Source organism: Streptomyces sp. NBC_00667 (assembly GCF_036226825.1).
Lineage (GTDB): Bacteria > Actinomycetota > Actinomycetes > Streptomycetales > Streptomycetaceae > Streptomyces.
The window spans coordinates 2,859,225-2,881,302 of the sequence record NZ_CP109022.1; the positions used below are offsets into that span (position 1 = coordinate 2,859,225).

Annotated in this window: 17 protein-coding genes and 1 tRNA gene; 15 read left to right on the forward strand and 3 right to left on the reverse strand. The window is 71.4% G+C overall.

From position 1 onward, the window contains the following. The first annotated feature begins 27 nt into the window (after positions 1 to 27). Together OHA81_RS13325 and OHA81_RS13330 are read left to right on the forward strand one after the other, a co-directional pair. Positions 28 to 1,248, forward strand: a complete 1,221-nt coding sequence (locus OHA81_RS13325; RefSeq protein WP_190187660.1) for an acetyl-CoA C-acetyltransferase — start codon at positions 28 to 30, stop codon at positions 1,246 to 1,248. A gap of 251 nt (positions 1,249 to 1,499) precedes the next feature. After that, complete coding sequence (locus tag OHA81_RS13330) at positions 1,500 to 2,333, forward strand: hypothetical protein (protein ID WP_329202243.1); 834 nt, start codon at positions 1,500 to 1,502, stop codon at positions 2,331 to 2,333. Here the strand turns inward: OHA81_RS13330 and OHA81_RS13335 are convergent. Further along, complete coding sequence (locus OHA81_RS13335) at positions 2,317 to 2,676, reverse strand: hypothetical protein (RefSeq protein WP_329195794.1); 360 nt, start codon at positions 2,674 to 2,676, stop codon at positions 2,317 to 2,319. The two genes, OHA81_RS13330 and OHA81_RS13335, sit on opposite strands and share 17 nt — an antisense overlap. Positions 2,677 to 2,774: 98 nt before the next feature. On the opposite strand from OHA81_RS13335, the gene OHA81_RS13340 reads away from it, so the two are divergent. Next, a complete protein-coding gene (locus OHA81_RS13340; RefSeq protein ID WP_136213617.1) occupies positions 2,775 to 3,005 on the forward strand; it encodes a DUF4287 domain-containing protein in 231 nt (76 codons plus the stop codon). A gap of 171 nt (positions 3,006 to 3,176) precedes the next feature. Here the strand turns inward: OHA81_RS13340 and OHA81_RS13345 are convergent, their stop codons facing one another. Continuing rightward, positions 3,177 to 4,025: a Bax inhibitor-1/YccA family protein gene (locus OHA81_RS13345; RefSeq protein WP_329195798.1), complete on the reverse strand. Its 849-nt coding sequence runs from the start codon at positions 4,023 to 4,025 to the stop codon at positions 3,177 to 3,179. Positions 4,026 to 4,193: 168 nt separating this feature from the next. Between OHA81_RS13345 and OHA81_RS34600 the strand changes: the two genes are divergently transcribed. From OHA81_RS34600 to OHA81_RS13395, 10 genes are all read left to right on the forward strand, one after another. Continuing rightward, entirely contained in the window at positions 4,194 to 4,610 is a 417-nt protein-coding gene (locus tag OHA81_RS34600) for a hypothetical protein (protein WP_443056526.1), read from the forward strand. 48 nt (positions 4,611 to 4,658) lie between these two features. Continuing rightward, the gene (eccD, locus tag OHA81_RS13355) at positions 4,659 to 6,014 is read left to right on the forward strand and encodes a type VII secretion integral membrane protein EccD (RefSeq protein ID WP_329195800.1); all 1,356 of its coding nucleotides are present in this window, start codon (positions 4,659 to 4,661) and stop codon (positions 6,012 to 6,014) included. 61 nt (positions 6,015 to 6,075) lie between these two features. Further along, positions 6,076 to 7,299 carry a MinD/ParA family ATP-binding protein gene (locus OHA81_RS13360; RefSeq protein ID WP_329195802.1) on the forward strand — a complete coding sequence of 408 codons (1,224 nt, stop codon included), beginning with the start codon at positions 6,076 to 6,078 and terminating at the stop codon, positions 7,297 to 7,299. A 22-nt stretch (positions 7,300 to 7,321) separates the two neighbouring features. Further along, entirely contained in the window at positions 7,322 to 11,296 is a 3,975-nt protein-coding gene (eccCa, locus tag OHA81_RS13365) for a type VII secretion protein EccCa (RefSeq protein ID WP_329195804.1), read from the forward strand. A gap of 159 nt (positions 11,297 to 11,455) precedes the next feature. Continuing rightward, a complete protein-coding gene (locus tag OHA81_RS13370; protein WP_329195806.1) occupies positions 11,456 to 12,874 on the forward strand; it encodes a DUF6177 family protein in 1,419 nt (472 codons plus the stop codon). A 141-nt stretch (positions 12,875 to 13,015) separates the two neighbouring features. Beyond that, positions 13,016 to 13,348: a hypothetical protein gene (locus OHA81_RS13375; RefSeq protein ID WP_329195807.1), complete on the forward strand. Its 333-nt coding sequence runs from the start codon at positions 13,016 to 13,018 to the stop codon at positions 13,346 to 13,348. 42 nt (positions 13,349 to 13,390) lie between these two features. Further along, positions 13,391 to 13,702: a pore-forming ESAT-6 family protein gene (locus tag OHA81_RS13380; RefSeq protein WP_329195808.1), complete on the forward strand. Its 312-nt coding sequence runs from the start codon at positions 13,391 to 13,393 to the stop codon at positions 13,700 to 13,702. Positions 13,703 to 13,727: 25 nt separating this feature from the next. Beyond that, positions 13,728 to 14,168 carry a DUF6507 family protein gene (locus OHA81_RS13385; protein WP_329195809.1) on the forward strand — a complete coding sequence of 147 codons (441 nt, stop codon included), beginning with the start codon at positions 13,728 to 13,730 and terminating at the stop codon, positions 14,166 to 14,168. Further along, a complete protein-coding gene (locus OHA81_RS13390) occupies positions 14,165 to 17,011 on the forward strand; it encodes a hypothetical protein (protein ID WP_329195810.1) in 2,847 nt (948 codons plus the stop codon). The genes OHA81_RS13385 and OHA81_RS13390 overlap by 4 nt, the downstream gene beginning before the upstream one ends. Then, positions 17,008 to 17,868 (forward strand): immunity 49 family protein, encoded by an 861-nt coding sequence (locus tag OHA81_RS13395; RefSeq protein ID WP_329195813.1) that lies wholly within the window; start codon positions 17,008 to 17,010, stop codon positions 17,866 to 17,868. Before OHA81_RS13390 ends, OHA81_RS13395 begins: the two co-directional genes overlap by 4 nt. Positions 17,869 to 18,209: 341 nt before the next feature. On the opposite strand, the gene OHA81_RS13400 is transcribed toward OHA81_RS13395, so the two are convergent. Then, positions 18,210 to 18,294 (reverse strand) — tRNA-Leu (locus OHA81_RS13400). A gap of 406 nt (positions 18,295 to 18,700) precedes the next feature. On the opposite strand from OHA81_RS13400, the gene OHA81_RS13405 reads away from it, so the two are divergent. Both OHA81_RS13405 and OHA81_RS13410 read left to right on the forward strand, forming a co-directional pair. Then, complete coding sequence (locus OHA81_RS13405; protein ID WP_329202245.1) at positions 18,701 to 19,462, forward strand: ABC transporter ATP-binding protein; 762 nt, start codon at positions 18,701 to 18,703, stop codon at positions 19,460 to 19,462. 53 nt (positions 19,463 to 19,515) lie between these two features. Next, positions 19,516 to 22,068 carry an ABC transporter permease gene (locus OHA81_RS13410; protein WP_329195815.1) on the forward strand — a complete coding sequence of 851 codons (2,553 nt, stop codon included), beginning with the start codon at positions 19,516 to 19,518 and terminating at the stop codon, positions 22,066 to 22,068. Positions 22,069 to 22,078 lie beyond the last annotated feature (10 nt).

The window sequence follows — 22,078 nt, forward strand, 5'->3', positions numbered from 1 at the left end:
GCCGCAACGCACCCCCTTGGAGCCCCGATGCCCGAAGCAGTCATCGTTTCCACCGCCCGCTCGCCCATCGGGCGCGCCTTCAAGGGGTCCCTCAAGGACGTCCGCCCGGACGACCTGACCGCGACGATCATCCAGGCCGCCCTGGCGAAGGTCCCGGAGCTGGACCCGCGCGACATCGACGACCTGATGCTGGGCTGCGGCCTCCCGGGGGGCGAGCAGGGCCACAACCTGGGCCGCATCGTCGCCGTGCAGATGGGCATGGACCACCTGCCGGGCTGCACGATCACCCGTTACTGTTCCTCGTCCCTCCAGACCTCCCGCATGGCCCTGCACGCCATCAAGGCGGGCGAGGGCGACGTGTTCATCTCGGCGGGCGTCGAGATGGTCTCCCGCTCCGTGAAGGGCTCCTCCGACGGCCTGCCCGACACCCACAACCCGCTCTTCGCCGACGCCGAGGCCCGTACGGCCGCCGTGGCGCAGAGCGAGGGCGCGTCCTGGCACGACCCGCGCGAGGACGGCCTGATCCCGGACGCGTACATCGCGATGGGGCAGACCGCCGAGAACCTGGCCCGGCTCAAGGGCGTGACCCGCCAGGACATGGACGAGTTCGGCGTGCGCTCGCAGAACCTCGCCGAGGAAGCCATCAAGAACGGGTTCTGGGCACGCGAGATCACCCCGGTCACCACCCCGGACGGCACGGTCGTCTCCACGGACGACGGCCCGCGCGCGGGCGTCACGCTGGAGGGCGTACAGGGCCTCAAGCCCGTCTTCCGCCCCGACGGCCTGGTGACGGCCGCCAACTGCTGCCCGCTGAACGACGGCGCCGCCGCGCTCGTCATCATGAGCGACACCAAGGCGCGGGAGCTGGGCCTGACCCCGCTGGCCCGGATCGTCTCCACCGGCGTGACCGGCCTGTCCCCCGAGATCATGGGCCTGGGCCCGGTCGAGGCCTCCAAGCAGGCCCTCAAGCGGGCCGGCCTGACGGTCGGCGACATCGACCTGTTCGAGATCAACGAGGCGTTCGCCGCGCAGGTCATCCCGTCCTACCGGGACCTGGAGATCCCGCTGGAGAAGCTGAACGTCAACGGCGGGGCCATCGCCGTCGGTCACCCGTTCGGGATGACCGGCGCGCGCATCACCGGCACGCTGATCAACAGCCTCCAGTTCCACGACAAGCAGTTCGGCCTCGAGACGATGTGCGTGGGCGGTGGCCAGGGCATGGCCATGGTCATCGAGCGCCTGAGCTGAGCCGTGACCCGGCCGTTCGCGGCCGGGTTTCAACCCCGTCGCGGCCGACCTGTGACCGAATCTCCCCCAGGATGTGACCTATGTCCTGGGGGATCGGCATTTCCCCAGGTCAGGGAAGTGCGTCAGACCACCGGGGGACCTATGGCCTGTCCAATTCATGACGTAATGCACTGCATGCCATTCCCAGCACACGGCAAGCTGATGTAGGAAGTCGGGGGATCGAATCAACCAGGAGTTAGTCAGTGAGCGCCATGTCTCTTGCCCTGCTGCTGACCACGGCCGCTGCCACGGCCGTGGGCGCCGCTGCGCTGCACGCCGTACACGGTCTGCGTAAGCAGGTCACGGCCCTGCGCGGCGAGCTGGCGATGCCGGCCCACCCGCGCGGAGCGACCGTGCCGCACGCCCGCAGCGCCGTGGAGTCCCCCGCCGCCGAGATACGAGCCGCCGTCGCCGAAGCCCTCGCCGAGGAGCGGGAGCGGGAGCTGGCCGAAGCGCGGGCCTTCTGGGCCGCGCAGGAGGCCCGCGACGCCGCCGACGCCTCGCCGAGCTTCGCCGGAGAGGCCCCGACCTCGCTGCTGGGCGGCCTGCCCGGTCTCGGCGAGGACAGCCCGCTCTTCCTGCCCCGGCAGGCGGACCTGGTGGGGCTGGAGCCGGTCCTCGGCGAGGACCTCCTGGACGACTACCCCGAGGACTCCGCCGAGCTGGCCGCGGCCCGCCGGCGTCACCCCTCGCACCCCGACTTCGTACCCGTCCAGGCCCCGCACCCGGGCGTGGACCACGAGCGCACCGTCAGCCGCCTGGAGGAGCTCGCGGAGGCCCGTACGGCCCTCGCGGACGTCCGGCCCGGGCCGCTGGGCACGCTGGACGTGTACGTCTTCGCCGACGGCACCACGCTCTGCATGACCCCGGGGCACCGGGAGACCGCGGAGCGGCTGGCGGAGGCCCTGCGCTCGGGCACCGCGCCGGTCCTGCTGGGCGGCTCGGGGATCTCCGGCGCCTACGCCCTCACGTTCTCCTGCGGGGACTCCGAGGACCCGGACAGCAACGTCTACATCCTCGCGGACCGCGTCATCGCATCGCTCTGAGTTCCGCCTGCTCCACCAGCCGCACGGCCTCGTCCAGAATCTCGGACGGGGCCGTTCCGCTTTCCCCCTCGCGGACGCCGCGCAGCGCCTCGGCGAGGTCCTGGCCGGTGACCGCCACCTGGTCGCCGACCACGAAGACGCCCTCGTCCGGCACGACGCGCGCCGGAGCCGCCCCCCGGGGGTCCCGGGCCGCGTCCTCCAGCCGCTGGGCCCGCGAGGCCAGTTGGCGGGCCAGTTCCAGCGCCTCGGCGGCGGCGCCGCGCTGGAGCCGGCTCTGCGGAGCGGACCGCAGCCGGTCGGCGAAACGTTCGACGGCGGCGGTCAGGGGCGAAGTATCGAGCACCCGGCCGACCTTACGCGCCGCCCCGGCGCCATTGCCAACGGGCGAACCCTGAGGCACGGTGTCGTGAAGAGAACAAGGCGATACCTCCGGAGGCGCCCATGTCCGTAGAGTTCTCGGAGCAGACACACCGCAACATGATCGACAGAATTCCCCTGACCACCGGTCGTGAAGTGTCCGACTGGCTGCGCACCGTGGACGACGGCCCCTCCCTCGTCCGGTTCGAGGAGAAGGTCAGCTGGCTTCGCGGCGCGCACGACCTCTCGTACGGCCAGGCGAAGGCGATCATCCACGAGTACGACCTGCGCAGGGCCGCCCGCAGACTCGGCTGAGCCGCTGCCCCCCGACCAGTCCCCCGACCGACCCCCGACCGTGGCGCTTCGCTCCGCAGCGCTGGATCCGTACCGTTTCACGACGCGGGAAGGCCCCGCGAGCACAGTCGCTCGCGGGGCCTTCCTCTGCCGGGGCTCCCGGGCTGCCGGGGCAGCCGGAACCGGCCGGCCCTAGTCGTCGCCGGAGAGGATCTGGAACAGGCGCAGCAGCTCCAGGTAGATCCACACCAGGGTCAGGGTGAGGCCGAAGGCCGCCAGCCAGGACTCCTCGCGCGGGGCGCCGTAGGCGATGCCGTCCTCGACCTGCTTGAAGTCCATGGCGAGGAAGCACGCGCCGAGGATCACACCGACGACGCCGAACAGGATGCCGAGGCCGCCACTGCGGAAGCCGAGGCCGTCGCCGCCCCCGAACAGGGAGAACAGCAGGTTCACGACCATGAGCAGCATGAAGCCCATGGCGGCGGCCATCACGAAGCCGGTGAAGCGGCGCGTGACGCGGATCCAGCGCATCTTGTACGCGAAGAGCACGGCCGCGAAGACGCACATCGTGCCCAGCACGGCCTGTATGACCACGCCCGCACCGATGTAGGTGCTGGTGGCCGAGCTGATGACGCCGAGGAAGACGCCCTCGAAGGCCGCGTACGCCAGGATCAGCGCGGGGACCGGGGTGCGCTTGAACGACTGGACGAGCGCCAGGACCATCGCGACGAGCGCGGCGCCGATGGCGATGCCGTACGACTTGTTGATGTTCGCCGGGTCGACGGGCAGCGCGATCCAGGAGATGACCGCGGTGAGCACCACGGTGCCGAGCGTCATGGCCGTACGGCTCACGACGTCGTCCATGGTCATCACGTGGGCGCGCGCCGGCGCCTGCGGCATGCCGGTGACGGCGTCCGCGGCATAGGGGTTCGTCGCGTACGGGTTGGTCGCGGTCCCGGCCTGCTGCGCGTCAAAGCCCGCGTAGCCGCCGGTGTCGCGGCTGAACCCCCGTCGCGAGAAGACCGGGTTACTGCTCCTCATCTCACTCCTCCGTAGGCCGCGGGACGCGGCCGTCGTGAACAAGAGTAATGCGTTAGCAAAGAAACCACCCTACTGCTGGAGGAGGATCTTAAGAGGGCCGCGCGTGTTCCAAGCTGATAAATGCTTTATGTTGCACAGGCAAAACACGGGGGAGGCGGCGGACGGCGCATGGCACGGGACTACGACAGCCAGTTGCTCGAATCGGTGGCGGTACGCCGCCGCAGGATGCGTGACGCCCTGCTGTTCGGCGCGCAGCGGGCGCGGCGCACCGCGGACGAACGGCTCGGGAAGATGTTCGCGGGCATCGCCATCGCGGCCGTCCTGTGCGCGGGGTGCGTCGGATGGTCCTTCATCCAGGCCACGCTGGCGAAACAGAAGGCCGAGCAGCAAAAGCAACAACAGCAGCAGAGCCAGATGCGGCAGTACGGCCAGCCGCCCGGCCCGCTGCCCGGGCCGTCGGGCTCGCCGGGCGCGTCGAAGACCGTCGGGCCGGGCGCGACGGAACACCCGTCCTCGAAGTCGCCGAAGCCGTCGAAACCGCCGTCCCCGCCCGCGGCGAAGTCGCCCCGTCCGAGCGGCTCGTAGAAATTCCGTCCCGAAGGCACGCGACACCGCGATGGTAGGTTCCTGCAAGTGGTGAGCACAGCAACGACTTCCCGAGCACAGCTGTCCCGGGTGACCCTGGTCGGCGAGCGGCGCCGGGCCGACATGGTCCTGCCCTCCGATACGCCGATCGGGCAGCTGCTCCCGGACATACTCCAGTTGCTCGACGACCGGGCAGCCTCGCGGCCGATGACGCGCCAACTACTGACCTCGGACGGCTCCGCGCTCCCGCAGGACAGCACCCTCGCTTCCGCCGGCATAGCCGACGGCGCGGTCCTACGGCTCGTCAGGATCCACTCGGCGCCGCCCGCCCCCGTCGTGCACGACGTGACCGACCTGGTGGCCGACGACCTCGACCTGCGGGCGTGGCGCTGGCGTCCCGCCGCCCGCCGGGGCAGTGCCGGGGTGGCGACGGTCGTGTTCACGATGACCGCCGCGCTGCTCGCCCGGCGCGAAGTCGCCCTCGACTCCCTGGCCGCCGCCCTGCTGGCCGTCACGCTCGTCCTGCTCGCCGCCGGCGCGCTCGGCGCCCGGATCGGGCAGGGCAACCGGGGCCTCGCCACCGCGCTGCTGTTCGCCTCCGGGGGGCTCGGCGTGCTCACGGCGTGGACCGCCGCCGACGCCCACCACTGGTCCTGGCAGCTACGGCTCGCCGCCGTCGCGGGGGCGCTGCTCGTGACGCTCCTCATGCTCGGCTGCTTCTCCCCGCTCGGCCGCGGCGGGCTCATCGGCGCGGGGGCCGTCGCCGTCATCACCCTCGTGTGGGAGGCCGTCGCCGCCGTCCAGAGCGAACCGGCGCGGCTGGGCACGGTCATGGCCCTGTTCTCCGTACTGCTGCTCGGGCTGCTGCCGCGGTTCGCGCTGATGGCTTCGGGCCTGACCGCGCTGGACGACACGCGTTCGGGTGGCGCCTCCGTCAGCCGCCACCAGGTGGGCAACGCGCTCGCCGCCACGCACCGCGGCCTCGCCCTCGCGACGGTCGCGACCGCCGTCTCGGCCGCCGCGGCGGGCTGGCTGCTCACGCTGGCCGGGGAGCCGAGCGTGTGGACCGTGGTGCTGCCGTCGCTCGTCGCGGTGGTGCTGCTGTCCCGGGCACGGGCGTTCCCGCTGGTCGCCGAGGTCGTGGCGCTGCTGGCCGCGGCGGCCGTCCTCCTCGTACGCCTGGTGGTGCTGTGGATCGGGCACGGCGGCGGTACGGGGGCGATCGTCGTGCTGTGCGTGGCCGCGCTGCTGCCGCTGCTCGGGCTCGCCGTGCAGCCCCCGGAACACGTGCAGGTCCGGCTGCGGCGCACCGCCGACTTCGTGGAGTCGGTGGGGGTCGTGGGGCTGTTCCCGCTGAGCGTCGGGGTGTTCGGCGTCTACGGGCAACTGCTCGACAAGTTCTGAGTCAACTCGCAGGCGGCTCCGGGCGGGGCGGCAGGTCGGTACGAGAGGGGTAGGGGCAGGGATGCCGAGCGGAGAGAACTGGCAGGGCGACGTCCTGCGCGACCTGAGGGGCGGGGCCCAGCAGCCGCACCCGCAGGGGCAGGAACCGGTCCGGCCGGACCCGCAGGGCGCGACCCCGGCCCACGATGCGGTCCCGGCCCAGGGCGCCGGGGCTCCCGCGCCCGGGTACCCGTACCAGGCCGCGGCCGGGCAGCCCCCCGTCCCGCACGCCCCCGCCCCACACGCCCCGGCCACCCAGGCCCCGGCGTACGGATACCCGCACCCCGCGCAGGGCGCCGCCGAGGCCGCGGGCCGGCCCGGTCGCACGCTCGACTCCCGTCCCGCCGTCGACCCCGGCCTCGTCCGTGCGGGCCGGGGGCCCCGTAACGGCGAGCCCTTCGTGTCCCGCGCCGTCGGCGCGCTCTGGCGAACCGTTTCCTCATCCGTCGCCCGCGAGGTCGCCGACGCCTCCCGCACCGCCGAGCTGCTCCAGCAGCCCGTGACCACCGGCCGCCAGATCGCCGTCACCTCCATCCGCGGCGGCGCCGGCAAGTCCACGGTCGCCGCCCTGCTGGGCACGACGTACGCGCACTACCGCCAGGACCCGGTGCTCTTCGTCGAGGCCGACCCGGCCCTCGGTTCGCTGCCCATCCGGCTCGGAGCCGAGTCGCTGCGCTGGACCACCGGTGACCTCGCCGGGATCATCGAGCCGCAGATGTCGCTGCTCGACGTCACCGGCTACCTCGTCCAGCTGCGCGACAACGCCTGGCTGCTGCCCGGCAGCCAGGGCCAGATCGGCGCCATGCTCGACACCCGCTCCTACGAGCGGGCCATGGTCGCGCTGCGCCGCTACTTCGGTGTGACGGTCGTCGACTGCGAGACGCTGCCCGCCGAGGTCGCCCGGGTCGCGCTCTCCGCCTCCCAGGCCCGCGTCCTGACCACTCCCGCCACCCTCGACGGCGTCGCCAGCACGTACGCGGTGCTCCAGTGGATGCAGGGCCTGCCCCCGCACGTGATCGCCGGAACGGTCGTCGTCCTGACGGAGCAGGCCCCGCACGCGGGCATCGACGTGGAAGAGGCGGTGCGCATGCTGGGGACCACCGGTGCGCGCGTCCACGTCCTGCCGCACGACCGCCACTTGGCGGACGGGGGCGTCATCCGCAGCGACCTGCTGGCCCGGGCGACGAGGTCGGCGGCCACCCGGATCGCCGCGGACGCCTTCCAGCTCTCCCAGAAGCGCCACTGACGGACGACGACGGACCACGAAGATGAGCACCCGACTGATCCACCGCCCGGCCAGGACGATCAGGCCCCCGGCCGCCTCCGAGGCCCGCACCATCGAGGCGCCGCCCAACCTCCCCGAGGGCAAGGCCGGCAACATCGCGATGTCGCTGCTGCCCGTGGCCGGCGTGATGTCGTCGGTCGTGATGATGACGGTCGTCCGCAACAGCCAGTTCGCCGCGCTCGGCGCGCTGATCCTCGTCGTCACCGTCATCGGCTCGGTCGGCCTCGTCTTCTCGCAGCGCGGCAAGGCCCAGCGCACCCGCCGTACCCAGCGGGAGGCCTACCTCGCCTACCTGGAGGACCTCCGGGAGGAACTCGCCGCCGAGGAGCGCGAGCGGGCGGAGCGCGCCGGCGTGCTCAGCCCGCCCCCGAGCGCCCTGTACGACATCGTGCGGGACCCGGCCCGGCTGTGGGAACGCCGCCGCGTCGACGAGGACTTCCTGCGCGTGCGCGTGGGCACCGGCGAGATGCCGGTACGCGACCTGCGGATCGCCGAGCAGGGTTCCACCGTCCTCACCCCGCCGGACCGCTTCATGCTCAACGAGGCCTCGGCGCTGACCGCCCGCTTCCGCACCGGCACCGAACTGCCGCTGACCGTCCCGCTGGACCGCGTCGGCAACGTCACCGTGATCGGCCCGCGCGAGGACGGGCTCCGTGTGGCCCGCGCCCTGATGATGCAGGCCGCCGCCACCCACGCCCCCGACGACGTGGCCATCGCGCTGGCCGTGCCCGGTGACCGGCTCGCGGACTGGGACTGGGCCAAGTGGCTGCCGCACCTGCTGGACCCCGAGCAGCTCGACGGCCCCGTCGCCGCCCGCCGGATCGCGCCGTCCGCGCCGCAGCTCGCGCGTCTGCTGGGCCCCGAACTGCGCCGCCGTGCCTCCTACGCCGCCGAGGTGCGCCGCGGGCTGTCCGGCAAGGACGCCCTGTCGATGACCTCCCGGCTGCTCGTCATCGCCGACGGGCACGGGGAGGACGCCGTCGAACTCCCGCGCCCCGACGACGCCGTCGGGCTGCGCGAGATGGGTGTCACCGTCCTGCACCTCCTCGACCAGCGCATCCAGGAGCCGGGCCAGGTCGGCGTACGGATCACCGTCGAGGGCGACCGGGTGCTCATAGAGGACCTGCGCGACGGGGAACCGGTCAGCGCCCACGGAACGGTGGACGAGGTCGGCGCCCCCTTCGCCGAGGGCCTGGCCCGGATGCTCGCGCCGCTGCGCCTGTCCGCCGAGTCGCTGATCGACGCCCCCCTGTCGGGCCCCGTCGACTTCGCGAACCTGCTGGGCATCGCGGACGTGGCCCAGCTCGACGTCAACGGCCTGTGGGCGCCGCGCGGGGAGCGGGCCTTCCTGCGCGTGCCCATCGGCATCAGCGACTCCCACGAGCCGGTGCTGCTGGACTTGAAGGAGTCCTCCGAGCTGGGCATGGGCCCGCACGGCCTGTGCGTCGGCGCGACCGGTTCCGGCAAGTCGGAGCTGCTGCGCACCCTCGTCCTCGCGCTGGTGGCGACCCATCCGCCGGAGGACCTCGCGCTGGTCCTCGTGGACTACAAGGGCGGTGCGACGTTCGCGCCGTTCGCCGGTCTGCCGCACGTCGCCGGTGTCATCACCAACCTGGAGAACCAGGCCGGTCTGGTCGAGCGCGTGCACGCCTCGCTCGCCGGCGAGGTCAAGCGCCGCCAGCAGGTGCTCAAGGACGCGGGCAACATCGCCGACATCGGCGACTACAACGCGCTGCGCGCCGAACGCCGGCCCGATCTGGAGCCGCTGCCGCACCTGTTCGTCGTCATCGACGAGTTCGGCGAACTCCTCACCGCCAAACCGGACTTCATCGACCTGTTCCTGTCCATCGGGCGGATCGGCCGCTCCATCGGCGTGCACCTGCTGCTCTCCAGCCAGCGGATCGAGGGCGGCAAGCTCAAGGGCCTGGACACCTACCTCTCCTACCGGCTGGGGCTGCGCACGTTCTCCGCCGACGAGTCCCGCACGGTCCTGGACACCACGGACGCCTTCCACCTCCCGCCGCTGCCCGGCTTCGGCTACCTCAAGGTGGACACCAGCCACTACGAACGCTTCAAGGCGAGCTACGTCTCCGGCGCCTACCGGGGCCCCGTCGAGCGCGCCGACGAGCAGGACACCGGGCCGCTGGCCCTCCCGTACGAGGCGTTCAACAGCCCGGCCAGGCCGGAGGGCGCGCAGGGGCAGGAGCCCACCGCGCGGCGCCGCGAGACCGGTCCGACCGAGCTGGGGATCATCGTCGGCCAGCTGGAGCAGGCCGCCGCACCGGTGCGGCGGATCTGGCTGCCCCCGCTGCCCGGCGCGATCGCGCTGGACACGGTCGCGGGCCCGCTGGACGTGGGCCCGCGCGGAATGCAGCTCGCCAGGCGGCGCGGGCGGCTCGCGGTGCCGCTCGGCGTGCTGGACGACCCGACGAAGCAGTGGCAGGGCGAGTGGTACCTCGACCTCACGGTCGCGGGCGGCCACGCCGCCGTCATCGGCGGGCCGCAGTCCGGCAAGACGACCCTGCTGCGCACCCTGGTCCTCTCGCTCGCGCTGACCCACACCCCGCAGGAAGTCGGCGTGTACGGCCTCGACCTGGTCGGCGGCGGGCTCCAGGCCCTCGCCGGGCTGCCGCACGTCGGGGGGATCGCCAGCCGGGCGGACCGCGAGCGGGCGGCGCGGACCGTGGAGGAAGTACGCACGATGCTCGCCGCCCGCGAGGAACTGTTCCGCGAGCACGGCATCGACTCCGTCGAGCAGCTGCGCACCCTGCACGCGGCGGGCCGGCTGCCGCAGCTCGCCTCCGCCGAGATCGTCCTGGTCATCGACGGCTTCGGCGCGCTGCGCGACGACTTCGAGAGCCTGGACGACGCGGTCGTCGACATCCTCAAGCGCGGCAGCGGGTACGGCATCCACGTCGTCGCCGGCATGCTGCGCTGGAACGACGTGCGGATCGCCACCCAGTCGAACTTCGGCACGCGGGTGGAGCTGCGGCTGAACGACCCCAGCGAGTCCAGCGTCGACCGCAAGCTGGCCGAGACGCTCTCGCCGGACGAACCCGGCCGCGTCCTGACCGACCAGAAGCTCTTCGCACAGGTCGCGCTGCCCCGGACGGACGGGCTGGCCGACCCCTCGGAGCTGGGCGCCGTACTGGAGCGCACGGCCCGTACGGTGCGCGCCACCTGGAGCGGGGAGACCGCCCAGCCGGTACGCGTGCTGCCGCACGTGCTGGAGCCGCACCTGCTGCCCGGTCCCGCCGCCGAGCCGAAGCGGGTGCCGATCGGCTTGGACCAGCAGGCGCTCGCACCGGTCCTGGTGGACCTGTTCGGGCACGACCAGCACCTGCTGGTCCTGGGCGACAGCGAGTGCGGGAAGACGAACCTGCTGGCGACGATCGCGGGCGGGTTGATCGAACGCTACGGCGAGGAAGAGCTGGTCTTCGCCGTCATGGACCCGCGCCGCGGGCTGCGCGGGGTGGTCCCGGAGGAGCTCAACGGCGGCTACGCGTACAACGCGAAGCTGTGCGCCGGGCTGTCCGCCGGCATCGCCACCGAGCTGGAGCGGCGGATGCCCGACGACACCGCGCCGCTGGAGGACCTGGAGCCGGGCAGCTGGGGCGGCGGCCCGCGGATCGTCGTACTCGTCGACGACTACGACGTACTCACCACGGCCGGGCAGTCGCCGCTGGCGCCCTTCCTGCCGTATGTGCCCTCGGCCGCGGACATCGGCCTGCACTTCGTCCTGACCCGCCGGGTCGCCGGTGCCTCGCGGGGCATGTACGAGCCGTTGGTGCAGGGGCTGCGCGAGTCGGGCGCTTCGGCCCTGGTCATGGCGGGCGACCGCAGCGAGGGCCAGCTGCTGCCCGGGGTCTACGCCTCGCAGCAGCCCGCCGGGCGGGGGGTGCTGGTCCGCCGGGGCCAGTCGAGCCGCCTGATCCAGACCGTGTACGGGCGCGGGTGACCCGCGAACGGCCGGCCGCGGGGTGGACCGCGTAAGGCCGGCCCCGGGGTGGACCGCGAACGGCCGGCCCCGGGTGGACCGCGTAAGGCCGGCCGCGGGTGAGCGCCGGACCCGCGCCCGTTTCCCGCATGCACTTCGACCGAAGGATCTGACCAGCACATGACCAAGGACGTCGTCGCCCTCACCGAGCGGATGCCCGACCCGTGGACCGTGCTCGCCGGACTGCTCTCCGGGGGCCCCGACAAGCTGGTGAACGCGGCCGCCGAGCGGGCCGTGGTGCAGCTGTGCGACGAGCAGGGCCGCCCGCTCGTCTCCATCGAGGCGCCGCTGCTGGTGCAGGTCGAGGGGGAGGCCGAGCGGCTGCTCGGAGCCACCGCCCCGCCGGTCCCCTTCTGGTGGACGGAGGCCCGCGCCACCACCGGCGTCGAGGACGCCGCCCGGCTGGCGGGCACCTTCGCGGCCCGGCTGGCCGCCCTGGCGGGGGGCTCCGCATGGCCCCGCGAGCCGGGGCGCGCGCTGGGTGTGGTGCGGACCGAGGGGGTGGGCGTGGCGCCGGAGCCGGCCGCCGCGCAGCCCGCCGTCGACGTGCTCACCGACCGGGTGGCCGTCGTCATCCAGGACCGCCCGGTGGTGGCCATGACCGCCTGGCTCTCCGACGCCTTCCGGGCCGCCGCCGAAGCCGAGCTCGGGCTGCAGATCGTCACCCCGCCGGGCACCACCCTCTCCCCCGCCGTCCGGGAAAACCTGAGCGGCTGGCCCTCGCGCTGGGTGGTGCAGGACGAGCGGGACGGCTACTACGACGGCCTCACCGGGGCCGTACTGCGCTGGCAGAGCGGGCTGTTCGCCCCGGTCGAGGCGCTGGACGCGACCGCCGAGGACCCCCGTACCCCGGTGGCGGCCGCGTTCCGGGAGGTCTCCGCGACCGGGGAACGGCAGCTGGCCGTCACCTTCCGCGCGGTCCACCCCGCCGATGAACGGCTCGTCCTTGGGGGCGCCCTGGAGGCGGTGTGGCGGGAGCTGACCGGCGGGCCGCCGGCCGGGTGGGGCACCGCGGAGCCGGCCAACCTGCCGTGGTCCCCGGCCCGGCTGACCGACGTCGCGTACGCGCGGGCGCCGGAGCCGACCTGGTTCGTGGTGGTCGGCGGGCCGGAGCGCCCGGGCGTCGCCACGGTGCGGGTCCGGCGCACGAAGGCGGGCGTCGAGGAGGAGGTCACCCTCGCGTTCGGCTACGGCGCGGACGAGGAGCCCCCGGTGGACGCCCTGACCCGGACCGCCGAGGTGCTCGCCACCCGCCACGGCCTCCAGTCGATGCTCGTACAGCTGCGCAAGGCCCGCCGCGACCTGGCGGTGCCGCCGCGCTTCGAGGGACCGGGCGTGCCGGTGGCCTTCGTCCTGGGTGCGGAGGAGGTCCGCGCGATGCCGGGCGACCGGGCCCGCAACACCCCGCTGGCGCAGCGGCCGTTGGCGCTGGGTCCCAAGAGCCGGCCGGCGCTGTACTACCCGCTGCCGGGAGACCCCTCCGACCTGGCCGGATGGGCGGACTTCGAGCTGCTGATGAGGCATCTGAAGGGCGCGTGAGGGAGCCCCTTGGCATGCCGGTGGGGACGGCCGATGCGATGTCCGGCTTTGGTCACAGCTGCCGGTAGCTGGTTGCGAAAGCGATGTAGGTTGGCAGAATTGGCCATACTTACGGTCGTTCTCTGGTGATGGGGGTGTGGGATGAAGTTCGACATGGGGACGCAGGTTCTGACGAACCTGATGTCGGGGTCGCGGAACTCGAGTACGGATCTGGGAACGCTGATCCAGCAGTTGATCACGGCGGCGCATCCGTTGGAGGGCAAGTTCAACGGTCAGGGCAAGGTCGCGTTCGACTCGTTCAAGGAGCACTCGGACGGGATCACGAAGGAGCTGAACGCGGCTCTGTCGGCGATCCTGGGCGGTCAGTCGGGTATGGAGCAGGCCTTCGGCACCGGTGACCACGAGCAGGGTGACAACGCGCGGCAGCAGATGTCGGCGGCGAACTTCGACGCGGCCCGCTTCGCCGGCCGCTGAACGTTGCAAGTCTCTTCAACCACACGGGGAGTGTGATGTGTGATGGCCGGTGGCACGGACCGTCGTTCGTATGACACGGGTGCCTCGACCGAGGCGCAGGGCAACATCCAGGTCGTGATCGGGCAGCTGGAGCAGGTGATCGCGGCTCGCGACGCGCAGGTGAAGGCGGCGATGTCGGACTTCGCGGCCGATGGCGTGGCGGATGAGTACCACGGCAAGGAACTGCGCTGGAAGAACGCGTCGCAAGAGGTGAAGAACATCATCCACCTGTTGAAGTCGACGCTGGAGAAGAACGACGCGACGGCGCAGCAGACGATCGCGCGGGCGAAGGCCGCGGTCGACAACATCGGCTGAGCAGAAACGGTTTTTCGGGGGACGTATGACGGCGTGGGACATCAAGCCGCAGGGTGTGCAGAGCCAGCTCAAGCTCACCGGTGAGCGGGCGGGCGAGCTGGAGAAGGCGCTGAACGCGCTGATGACGCACATGTCGGAGGCCGCGTACGCGGCGGGCACGGCGGTGCCGGGTTCGGCGGCGACGGTGCCGAACGCGGCGCGGCAGGGGCCGGTGGCGACGGGGCAGGTGGCGTTGTCGCACCGGGGCACGACGGGGCCGGTGGGTGCCGCGCTGTCGCAGTACTTGGAGAAGCGCCAGCCGGACGTGAAGGCGATGGTGGACCGGATCCAGGCCGCGGTGCTGGGTGCGGCGAAGGCGACGAACGAGTACATCGAGGGTGACCTGGACGCGGCCAAGCACGCCCAGGACGCGGCGAAGAACGTGCGGCTGGATGAGCTGCGGGACGCCACGGGGGGCGCGAAGTGAGCAACGATCCGGTCAACCCCGCCGAGGTCCCGGTGTTCACCGGTGAACTCGCGGTGCTGGACGAGAAGGTCAAGGCGCTGTCGGGGGACGGCGGCGCGCTCGCGAACGCCGGCTCGTCGGTGCACACCACCTTCGGCGGGATGTCCGCGTACTACAAGGCGCCCGAGGCCGAGCAGCTCTTCGCGGTGACGAAGCCGGTGGTGGACACCACCTTGTCGTTCTCCTCCGACATGTGCACCATCGCGGGCGCGCTGGGGACGTACGCGAACGAGATCCGCCCGCTGGTGAAGAAGCTGGAGACGCTCAAGGCGGAGGCGGCGTCGTTCAAGTCGAAGGTCTCGCACGACGACAAGTGGACCGAGGACGGGGATCTCATCGATGAGAACCTCGACCGGCGCAACGAGATCGCCGAGGTGTGGTCGCAGTTCCAGGCCGCGGAGACCACGGCGTACAACAAGATCGTGGCGCTGGTGTGCGGGGTGCCGCTCAAGCTCGACGACGGCTCGCACGGCCCGAACATGTACGGCTACGACGCGGAGGCGCTCAAGCACTCGAAGTCGCTGCCGTGGGGTGACGCCGTCCAGGAGTCGGTGCCGTGGTGGCAGGTGTGGGAGCACGCCTACGACTTCGGCAAGGGCGTCATCGTCGACGGCGTGTGGGGCACCATCAAGGGCCTGGGCACGCTGGTCGGCTTCGACGGCTGGGACGCCACGAAGCAGGCGTGGACCGGGCTGGCGAAGCTCGCCACCGGTGTGTCCATCGCCATCATCCCGGGCGTCGGTTCGGCGTACATGGCGATGCCGGGCAAGTACCTCCCGTCCTGGCTGCGTGATTCGCGTACGGCGATGAAGGAGACGGGCAAGGCGCTGCTGGCGTGGGACCAGTGGAGCGAGAACCCGTCGCGGGCGGCGGGCGCGGTCACCTTCAACGTGGTCACCGCGATCTTCACCGACGGCGCCGGCGCGGCCGCCTCGGGCGCGGGCAAGGCGGGCGTGGCGGCGAAGGCGCTGTCGTTCGCGGGCAAGGCCGGGCGGGCCATCGACCCGATGACGTACGTGTTCAAGGGCGCGGGCGCGGGCCTGTCGAAGATCGGCGATGTGATGGCCGGCCTGCGGGGCATCGGCAAGGTCGAGATCCCCAAGATCTCCGACGGTGCGTTCGCGCTGCCCGACGGCTCGACGATGCTGCCGGACGGAACGATTCACCTCCCCTCGGGCACCGCGGTCCCGGAGGGTGCGATCAAGCTCCCGGACGGGGGCATCAAGCTCCCCGAGGGCACCGCCACCCTGCCGCCGGGCACGGTCAAGCTGCCCTTCGACGACAGCCCCGCGAAGTACATGGACCCCGAGGGCCACCTCTACAAGGAAGACGGCAGCCTCTACCAGCACGCCGACGACGCCAAGGCCGAGAAGACCCCGGCCACGGCCCACGCCCCCAAGGTGGAAACCCCCGTCCTGGTGGGCGCCGGCGCCCGCGGCGGCGACGACATGATCCGCCTCGGCTCCGACATGTCCGACCCCGTCCACGTGGGCGACCACACCCCGACCGGCCACGCGGGCGACCACACCCCCGGCGGCCACGCCCCGGACGGCATGCCGCGCAACGACCTCGACACCACCCCCGGCGGCGGCACCTCCCACCCGACGCACACCCCCTCCACGGGCGGCCCCCACCCCGACGGCCCGGGCACCGGCGGCCACCCCGACGGCCCCTCGACCGGCGGCCCCCACCCCGACGGCCCGGGCACCGGCGGCACCCACCTCCCGGACACCCCCGGCACGGGCGGCTCCCACCTCCCGGACACCCCCGGCGGGGGCGGCACCCACCTCCCGGACACCCCGGGCGGGGGCGGCCTGGACGACGCTGCGCGTGCGGGCGACGGGACAGCCGGCAACAGCCCGGTCACCCGGGAGCCGGTGGAGCGGCCCAGCTTCATGCAGGACGGCGACAACCCCTACGGGCCGCACCTGACAGAGGCCCAGGTCGAAGAGATCCAGGTGTACCGGGCCAACGAGGAACCGGGTTATTTCGACGACTACTACAAGAACAACGGAAATCGGAAGAACCTCGATTTCGTAGACGAGAGCGGTTCCACGCCACCGCAGCTCACCAGGGCGGACGAAAATTCTCCCTGGATTCGTGCGAAGGACGCTCCCGAACCGCCTACACCTCACTACCTCGACCCGAAGTACGTGCACGAGACTCCGGGTTCGATCACCGATCCCGCACGTCTTGACGGGCTGAAGGAAGCCACCCGGAAGCGCTTCTATTCAGTATGGGCGGATCAGCTCGCCGATACGTTCAAAAAGGAAGCGGACGCCAACCACGCGCTTCACGGCACGGAGGACACCGCGCACGACCTGGCGGAGGGTCGCGAGGCGTACCGTCACTACCACAAGTCGATGATCGAAGAGACTGGCGCCTACGGCGAGTACGTCGCAGAGCACCATTACATCGCTGAGCACTACGCCGGGTCCACGAAGGAAACGCTGCACGGCCCCAAGAACGGAAATGACCAGTTCGACCAGGTGTGGCGCACCGCGGACGGTCGTTACGTCGTGGTCGAAGCGAAGAGCAGTGTCGACACCAAGCTCGGCGGCCGAAACCTCCCCGACGGACGCAGGGTTTCACAAGGCTCCCAGGAGTACTTCTTCGACATCATCCGCGAAATGAAGGAGCGCGGTAAGAAGATCCCGAGCGAGCGGAAGCTCGCGAAGGCACTGGAAGACGCCTTCGACGACGGGAATCTGGAATACGTCGTCGTCAAGGGCGACCGAAACGGGCTCCAGTACAGTGGCTACCAGTACCAGCGCTTCGACATCAGTAAGGGGACCCTCCGGTGACCACCATTGTCAGTAGGCACTTTGCGTCACCGGGGCCCACGGAAGAAGAATGGGCAGAGTCACTCGGCGAGGATCTGGCCGATGACATCGACAGGCTGGAGCGGCGCCCCCACGCCCTCGGGCGCGTCTTCAACAACGCGCTCCTCCACCTCGGCGCACGTTGCACGGTCGACCCCCGTGCGGCGAAGCTGGAGACCTGGGAAGCGGTTGTCAACGCCCTTCAGGTGGGGTCCGCCATCTTCGCCACGGCTTCGGCGACCGAGGGAACCGTGGAGTGTCGGATCAACCGTCAGATCCGAACACTGCCGGCCACGGGCGCGGATCAGGGCCTCACCGACCTCGGGACGTGGCTGACCACGTTCTGGCTCGCCGTGGTGTGCCGGGACCAGGTTCGCATCACCGAACTGGCCCGCTTCCCACTCGATCGCCTCCATGACGGCGGATTCGACGAGTTCGTCCGGCACTGGGTCGATACGTTGCAGACGTACTGGTTGCAGGGGCCCGACTTGGTGGCGAAGTTGACCCGCGCCGTCGAAATGTCGACTCCGGGCATCGCCGTCCAAGCTCCACGGGAGCTGTTGGAGGCGGTGCTGGCGCCGCCGATCAACCTCTTCTACCTGTTCATCACCCAGAACGCGGTCGGGTTCAACGAGGCGTTGGTACAGGCACTGGAGCTACACAAGGCGTACTGGACGGCTGACGAGAAGCGAGTGGAAAGCCCTGGTGGTCATCTCGCCCTTGCCCCCTTGGCCATCGCGTGCTTCGCCTTCGACGGCAAGATGCCGGTCGAGGTCGAGTCGGGCTACCTTCCGCACCACCTGCTGACCCGCGGGTGGCTCGGCGAATTCCCCACCTGACAGGCGGACCGGACGCGTCGGTTCACGGCTCACCACCTTCCACGTGGCCGTCGTATGCCCGCGCAAGGACCAACTTGGCCGCGAGTCGGCGGCAGCGTGCTGAGATTCGGAAGTCCTGGCTGCCGGCGCCGCAGGTGCACTCGGAGCTCCGGCCCGGCGCGCGGCCGACGCGTTCGGGGAACTGGTCATCGGAGCGCGTCCACGATCACGTGGCGGCCGCGTTCATCGAGTCGGTGACGGCCCGGCCCACGGGCTCGCGATGAGGCGGAGGGGCGGTGTTCCGCCCGGTCGTACGCCGGCGGGGCGGCCGTGGTCACCGGCGCGCCCCTGCCCCGCGTGCGTGGTGCCCGGAGCCGGACTTGAACCGGCACGGCCCGAAGGCCAGCGAGGTTTAAGCTCGCCGTGTCTGCATTCCACCATCCGGGCAGGGCGTGGCGGCCCCCGTGGAAAAGCTGTGGACGCCCAGGGTGAGCCTATCCGTAAGTATCCCTGCCCCGACCTGGGACTCTGTCCGATGTTGTCTGATTCTATTGACGCTTGAGTGGTCGTCAGGTGCGATAACGCACGGTCGGCACCTCGCGGGCGACGATCTCCCCCGCGCGCATTTGACGGGATTTCGCCTCCCCGCGCCACCCCACCCGCCACCCCGCGCACGGCGCTCTCAAAGGGAGCGGCGTCATACCAGAGGAGGAGGCGCGCGCCCCCGTGTCAGCCTCCAGTGGGCCGTCGAACCGGCACCGCGGCTGATCCGGGGCGGGGGTGCGTGCGGCGAGGATGGAAGGGTCCCGCCCCAGCGCAGCATCCCGCTCGACAGGAGTCACCCGTGACCGCCATGAACTACGCCCCCACCACCCAGGCGGTGGCCGCCCGTGCCACGCAGCTGTCCAAGGTGTACGGCCAGGGCGAGACCCAGGTGGTCGCGCTGGACAACGTCTCCGTCGACTTCGGCCAGGGCCGGTTCACCGCGATCATGGGCCCCTCCGGCTCCGGCAAGTCCACGCTGATGCACTGCGTCGCGGGTCTGGACACCTTCTCCGGCGGCTCCGTACGCATCGGCGACACCGAACTCGGCTCCCTCAAGGACAAGCAGCTGACCCAGCTGCGCCGCGACAAGATCGGCTTCATCTTCCAGGCCTTCAACCTGCTGCCGACCCTGACGGCCCTGGAGAACATCACCCTCCCGATGGACATAGCCGGCCGCAAGCCCGACCGGCAGTGGCTGGACTCGGTCATCCGGATGGTCGGCCTCTCCGACCGCCTCGGCCACCGCCCCACGCAGCTGTCGGGCGGCCAGCAGCAGCGCGTGGCCGTGGCCCGCGCCCTCGCGTCCCGGCCGGAGATCATCTTCGGTGACGAGCCCACCGGCAACCTCGACTCCCGCTCCGGCGCCGAGGTACTCGGCTTCCTGCGCAACTCCGTCCGCGAACTCGGCCAGACCGTCGTGATGGTCACCCACGACCCCGTCGCCGCCTCCTACGCGGACCGCGTCATCTTCCTCGCCGACGGACGCATCGTCGACGAGATGCTGAGCCCGAGCGCCGACGGCGTCCTCGACCGCATGAAGGCCTTCGACGCCAAGGGCCGCACCAGCTGAGGGACGTCCCCTCCCCGTCCCCGCTGACCCCCGACCTACTGGACGCCTCCACCATGTTCCGTACCGCCCTGCGCAACGTACTCGCGCACAAGGCCAGGCTGTTGATGACGGTGCTCGCCGTCGTCCTCGGCGTGGCCTTCGTCTCCGGCACGCTCGTCTTCACCGACACCGTCGGCAAGGCGCTGTCCGGCCAGTCCGCCAAGAGCTTCGACGGCGTCGCCGTCTCCGTCACCGCCAACGGCCCCTCCCGCAACGACGACGGGACCAAGGAGGGCGAGCCGGGCATCAGCACGCAGACCCTCGACAAGGTCAAGGCCCTCCAGGGGGTCGACACCGTCTCCGGCCGCGTCTCCGGCTTCGCCGGTGTCGCCGACCCCGCCGGCAAGCTGATCGGCAGCGGATGGGCCAACCGCGGCTCCAACTTCGCCCCCGTCAAGGACGGCAAGGACCCGCGCTACGCCTTCACCCAGGGCAACGGCCCCGCGAAGGCCGACCAGATCGCCCTCGACAAGGAGACCGCCCGCCGCGGCGAGTACGCGGTGGGCGACAAGGTGCGGGTGGCCTCCAACGGCCTGCCCACCGAGTACACCCTCTCGGGCGTGTTCACCACCGAGGACGGCCAGGTCAACGCGGGCGGCTCGCTGGTGCTGTTCGACACGGCCACCGCCCAGAAGCTCTACCTGGCCCCCGGCTTCTACGAGGAGCTCTCGGTCAGCGCGAAGCCCGGCACCACGGCCGACCGGCTGCTGTCCGAGGTCACGCCGCTCCTCGGCAAGGACGCCACGGCCAAGACCGGCGCCGAGCTGGCCGCCGAGCAGGCCAAGAACATCGAGCGGCAGATGGACACCACCAACCAGATGCTGCTGACGTTCGCACTGATCTCGCTGTTCGTCGGCATCTTCCTGATCTACAACACCTTCACCATGCTGGTCGCCCAGCGCACCAAGGAGCTGGCCCTGCTGCGCGCCATCGGCGCCAACCGCGGCCAGGTCAAGCGGTCCGTGCTGGCCGAGGCCCTCGTCGTCGGCGTGGTCTCCTCCGCCGTCGGCCTGCTGGCCGGTGTCGGCCTCGCGGTCGGCATGCGCTCCGTGATGGACTCCATCGGCGCGAAGATCCCGGCCGGCCCGCTGGTCATCAGCCCGGTGACCGTCGCGAGCGCGATCGCCATCGGTGTCCTCGTCACGCTCCTCGCGGCCTGGCTGCCCGCCCGCCGCACCGCCCGCATCGCCCCGGTCGCCGCCATGGGCAGCGCCCACCTGCCGGCCACCGCGAAGTCCCTGGTGCTGCGCAACAGCATCGGCGGCGCGCTCACCCTGTTCGGCCTGGCCGGGATCCTCGGCGGCGCGCTGATGGGCAAGGACGGCAAGATGATCATCGGCGGGGGCGCGTTCCTCACGATGATCGGCATCATCGTGCTGCTGCCCGCGCTCTCCCGCCCGGTCATCGCGGCCCTGCGCCCGGCGCTACGCAAAGCGTTCGGCGTCGCCGGCAAGCTGGCCGCGCAGAACGCGGTGCGCAACCCGCGCCGCACCGCCGTCACCGCCGCCTCGCTCGCCATCGGACTGACCCTGGTCACCGCCCTGTCGGTGCTCGGCGTGACCATGGGCAAGGCCGTGGACCGCATGACCACCGACAAGCTCAAGGCCGACTACAAGATCTCGCTGTCCGGCGGCTTCGGCGGACTCGACCAGAGCGTGATCGGCGCGCTGGCCAAGGCGCCGGGCGTCAAGGCCGTCTCCCCGCAGCAGGCCTCCTACCTGCGCTTCGACGGCGGCAAGGCGTCCCGCTCCGTCTCCGGCGTCGAACCGGCCACGATCGGATCGCTCCTCAACATCGAGGTGGTCACCGGTTCGCTGGACAGCCTCGGCAAGGGCCAGGTCGCGGTCGCCGACACGACGGCGAAGTCCCAGGGCCTCCAGGTCGGTTCGGTGCTCAAGGCCGCCTTCGACGACAACAAGAAGGCCGATCTGGTGGTGGGCGCCGTCTACAAGGAGATGGACGGCATGCTCTCCCCCTACGTGCTCGACTACAAGATCCTCTCCGCCCACGAGGAGAAGCCGTACCTGCCCGAGGTCTTCGTCAAGATGGACGGCGGCCCCTCCGCCAAGGCCCAGCAGACCCTCGTCGACGCCCTCGGCAAGAACCCGGCGATGAACATCGCCACCCAGCAGGACATGCGCAACGAGCTGGGCGGCGCGATCAACACCGCGCTCAACATCATGTACGGGCTGCTCGGCATGGCGCTGATCATCTCGGTGCTCGGCGTCGTCAACACCCTGGCCATGTCCGTCTACGAGCGGACCCAGGAGATCGGCATGCTGCGCGCCATCGGCCTGGACCGGGGCCGGGTCAAGAACATGATCCGCCTGGAGGCCATCGTGATCTCGCTGTTCGGCGCGGTCATCGGTGTCGTCCTCGGTACGTTCATCGCCTGGGCCGTCGGCCAGACCATCAAGGACGGGGTGCCGCACTACGCACTGGTCGTCCCGTTCGACCGGATCGCGATCTTCATGCTGCTGGCCGGTGTGGTCGGCGCCCTGGCGGCCATGTGGCCGGCCCGCAGCGCCGCCCGGCTGAACATGCTGACCGCCATCAAGACCGAGTAGCCACGGCCGG

What these genes read in the sequence shown, in the direction of transcription:
- eccCa (WP_329195804.1), top strand. Translation starts at nt 7,322, where the DNA reads ATGAGCACCCGACTGATCCACCGCCCGGCCAGGACGATCAGGCCCCCG.
- OHA81_RS13385 (WP_329195809.1), top strand. Translation starts at nt 13,728, where the DNA reads ATGACGGCGTGGGACATCAAGCCGCAGGGTGTGCAGAGCCAGCTCAAG.
- OHA81_RS13405 (WP_329202245.1), top strand. Translation starts at nt 18,701, where the DNA reads ATGAACTACGCCCCCACCACCCAGGCGGTGGCCGCCCGTGCCACGCAG.
- OHA81_RS13330 (WP_329202243.1), top strand. Translation starts at nt 1,500, where the DNA reads ATGTCTCTTGCCCTGCTGCTGACCACGGCCGCTGCCACGGCCGTGGGC.
- OHA81_RS13375 (WP_329195807.1), top strand. Translation starts at nt 13,016, where the DNA reads ATGAAGTTCGACATGGGGACGCAGGTTCTGACGAACCTGATGTCGGGG.
- OHA81_RS13380 (WP_329195808.1), top strand. Translation starts at nt 13,391, where the DNA reads ATGGCCGGTGGCACGGACCGTCGTTCGTATGACACGGGTGCCTCGACC.
- OHA81_RS13325 (WP_190187660.1), top strand. Translation starts at nt 28, where the DNA reads ATGCCCGAAGCAGTCATCGTTTCCACCGCCCGCTCGCCCATCGGGCGC.
- OHA81_RS13345 (WP_329195798.1), bottom strand. Translation starts at nt 4,025, where the DNA reads ATGAGGAGCAGTAACCCGGTCTTCTCGCGACGGGGGTTCAGCCGCGAC.
- OHA81_RS13360 (WP_329195802.1), top strand. Translation starts at nt 6,076, where the DNA reads ATGCCGAGCGGAGAGAACTGGCAGGGCGACGTCCTGCGCGACCTGAGG.
- OHA81_RS13370 (WP_329195806.1), top strand. Translation starts at nt 11,456, where the DNA reads ATGACCAAGGACGTCGTCGCCCTCACCGAGCGGATGCCCGACCCGTGG.
- OHA81_RS13410 (WP_329195815.1), top strand. Translation starts at nt 19,516, where the DNA reads ATGTTCCGTACCGCCCTGCGCAACGTACTCGCGCACAAGGCCAGGCTG.
- OHA81_RS13340 (WP_136213617.1), top strand. Translation starts at nt 2,775, where the DNA reads ATGTCCGTAGAGTTCTCGGAGCAGACACACCGCAACATGATCGACAGA.
- OHA81_RS34600 (WP_443056526.1), top strand. Translation starts at nt 4,194, where the DNA reads ATGGCACGGGACTACGACAGCCAGTTGCTCGAATCGGTGGCGGTACGC.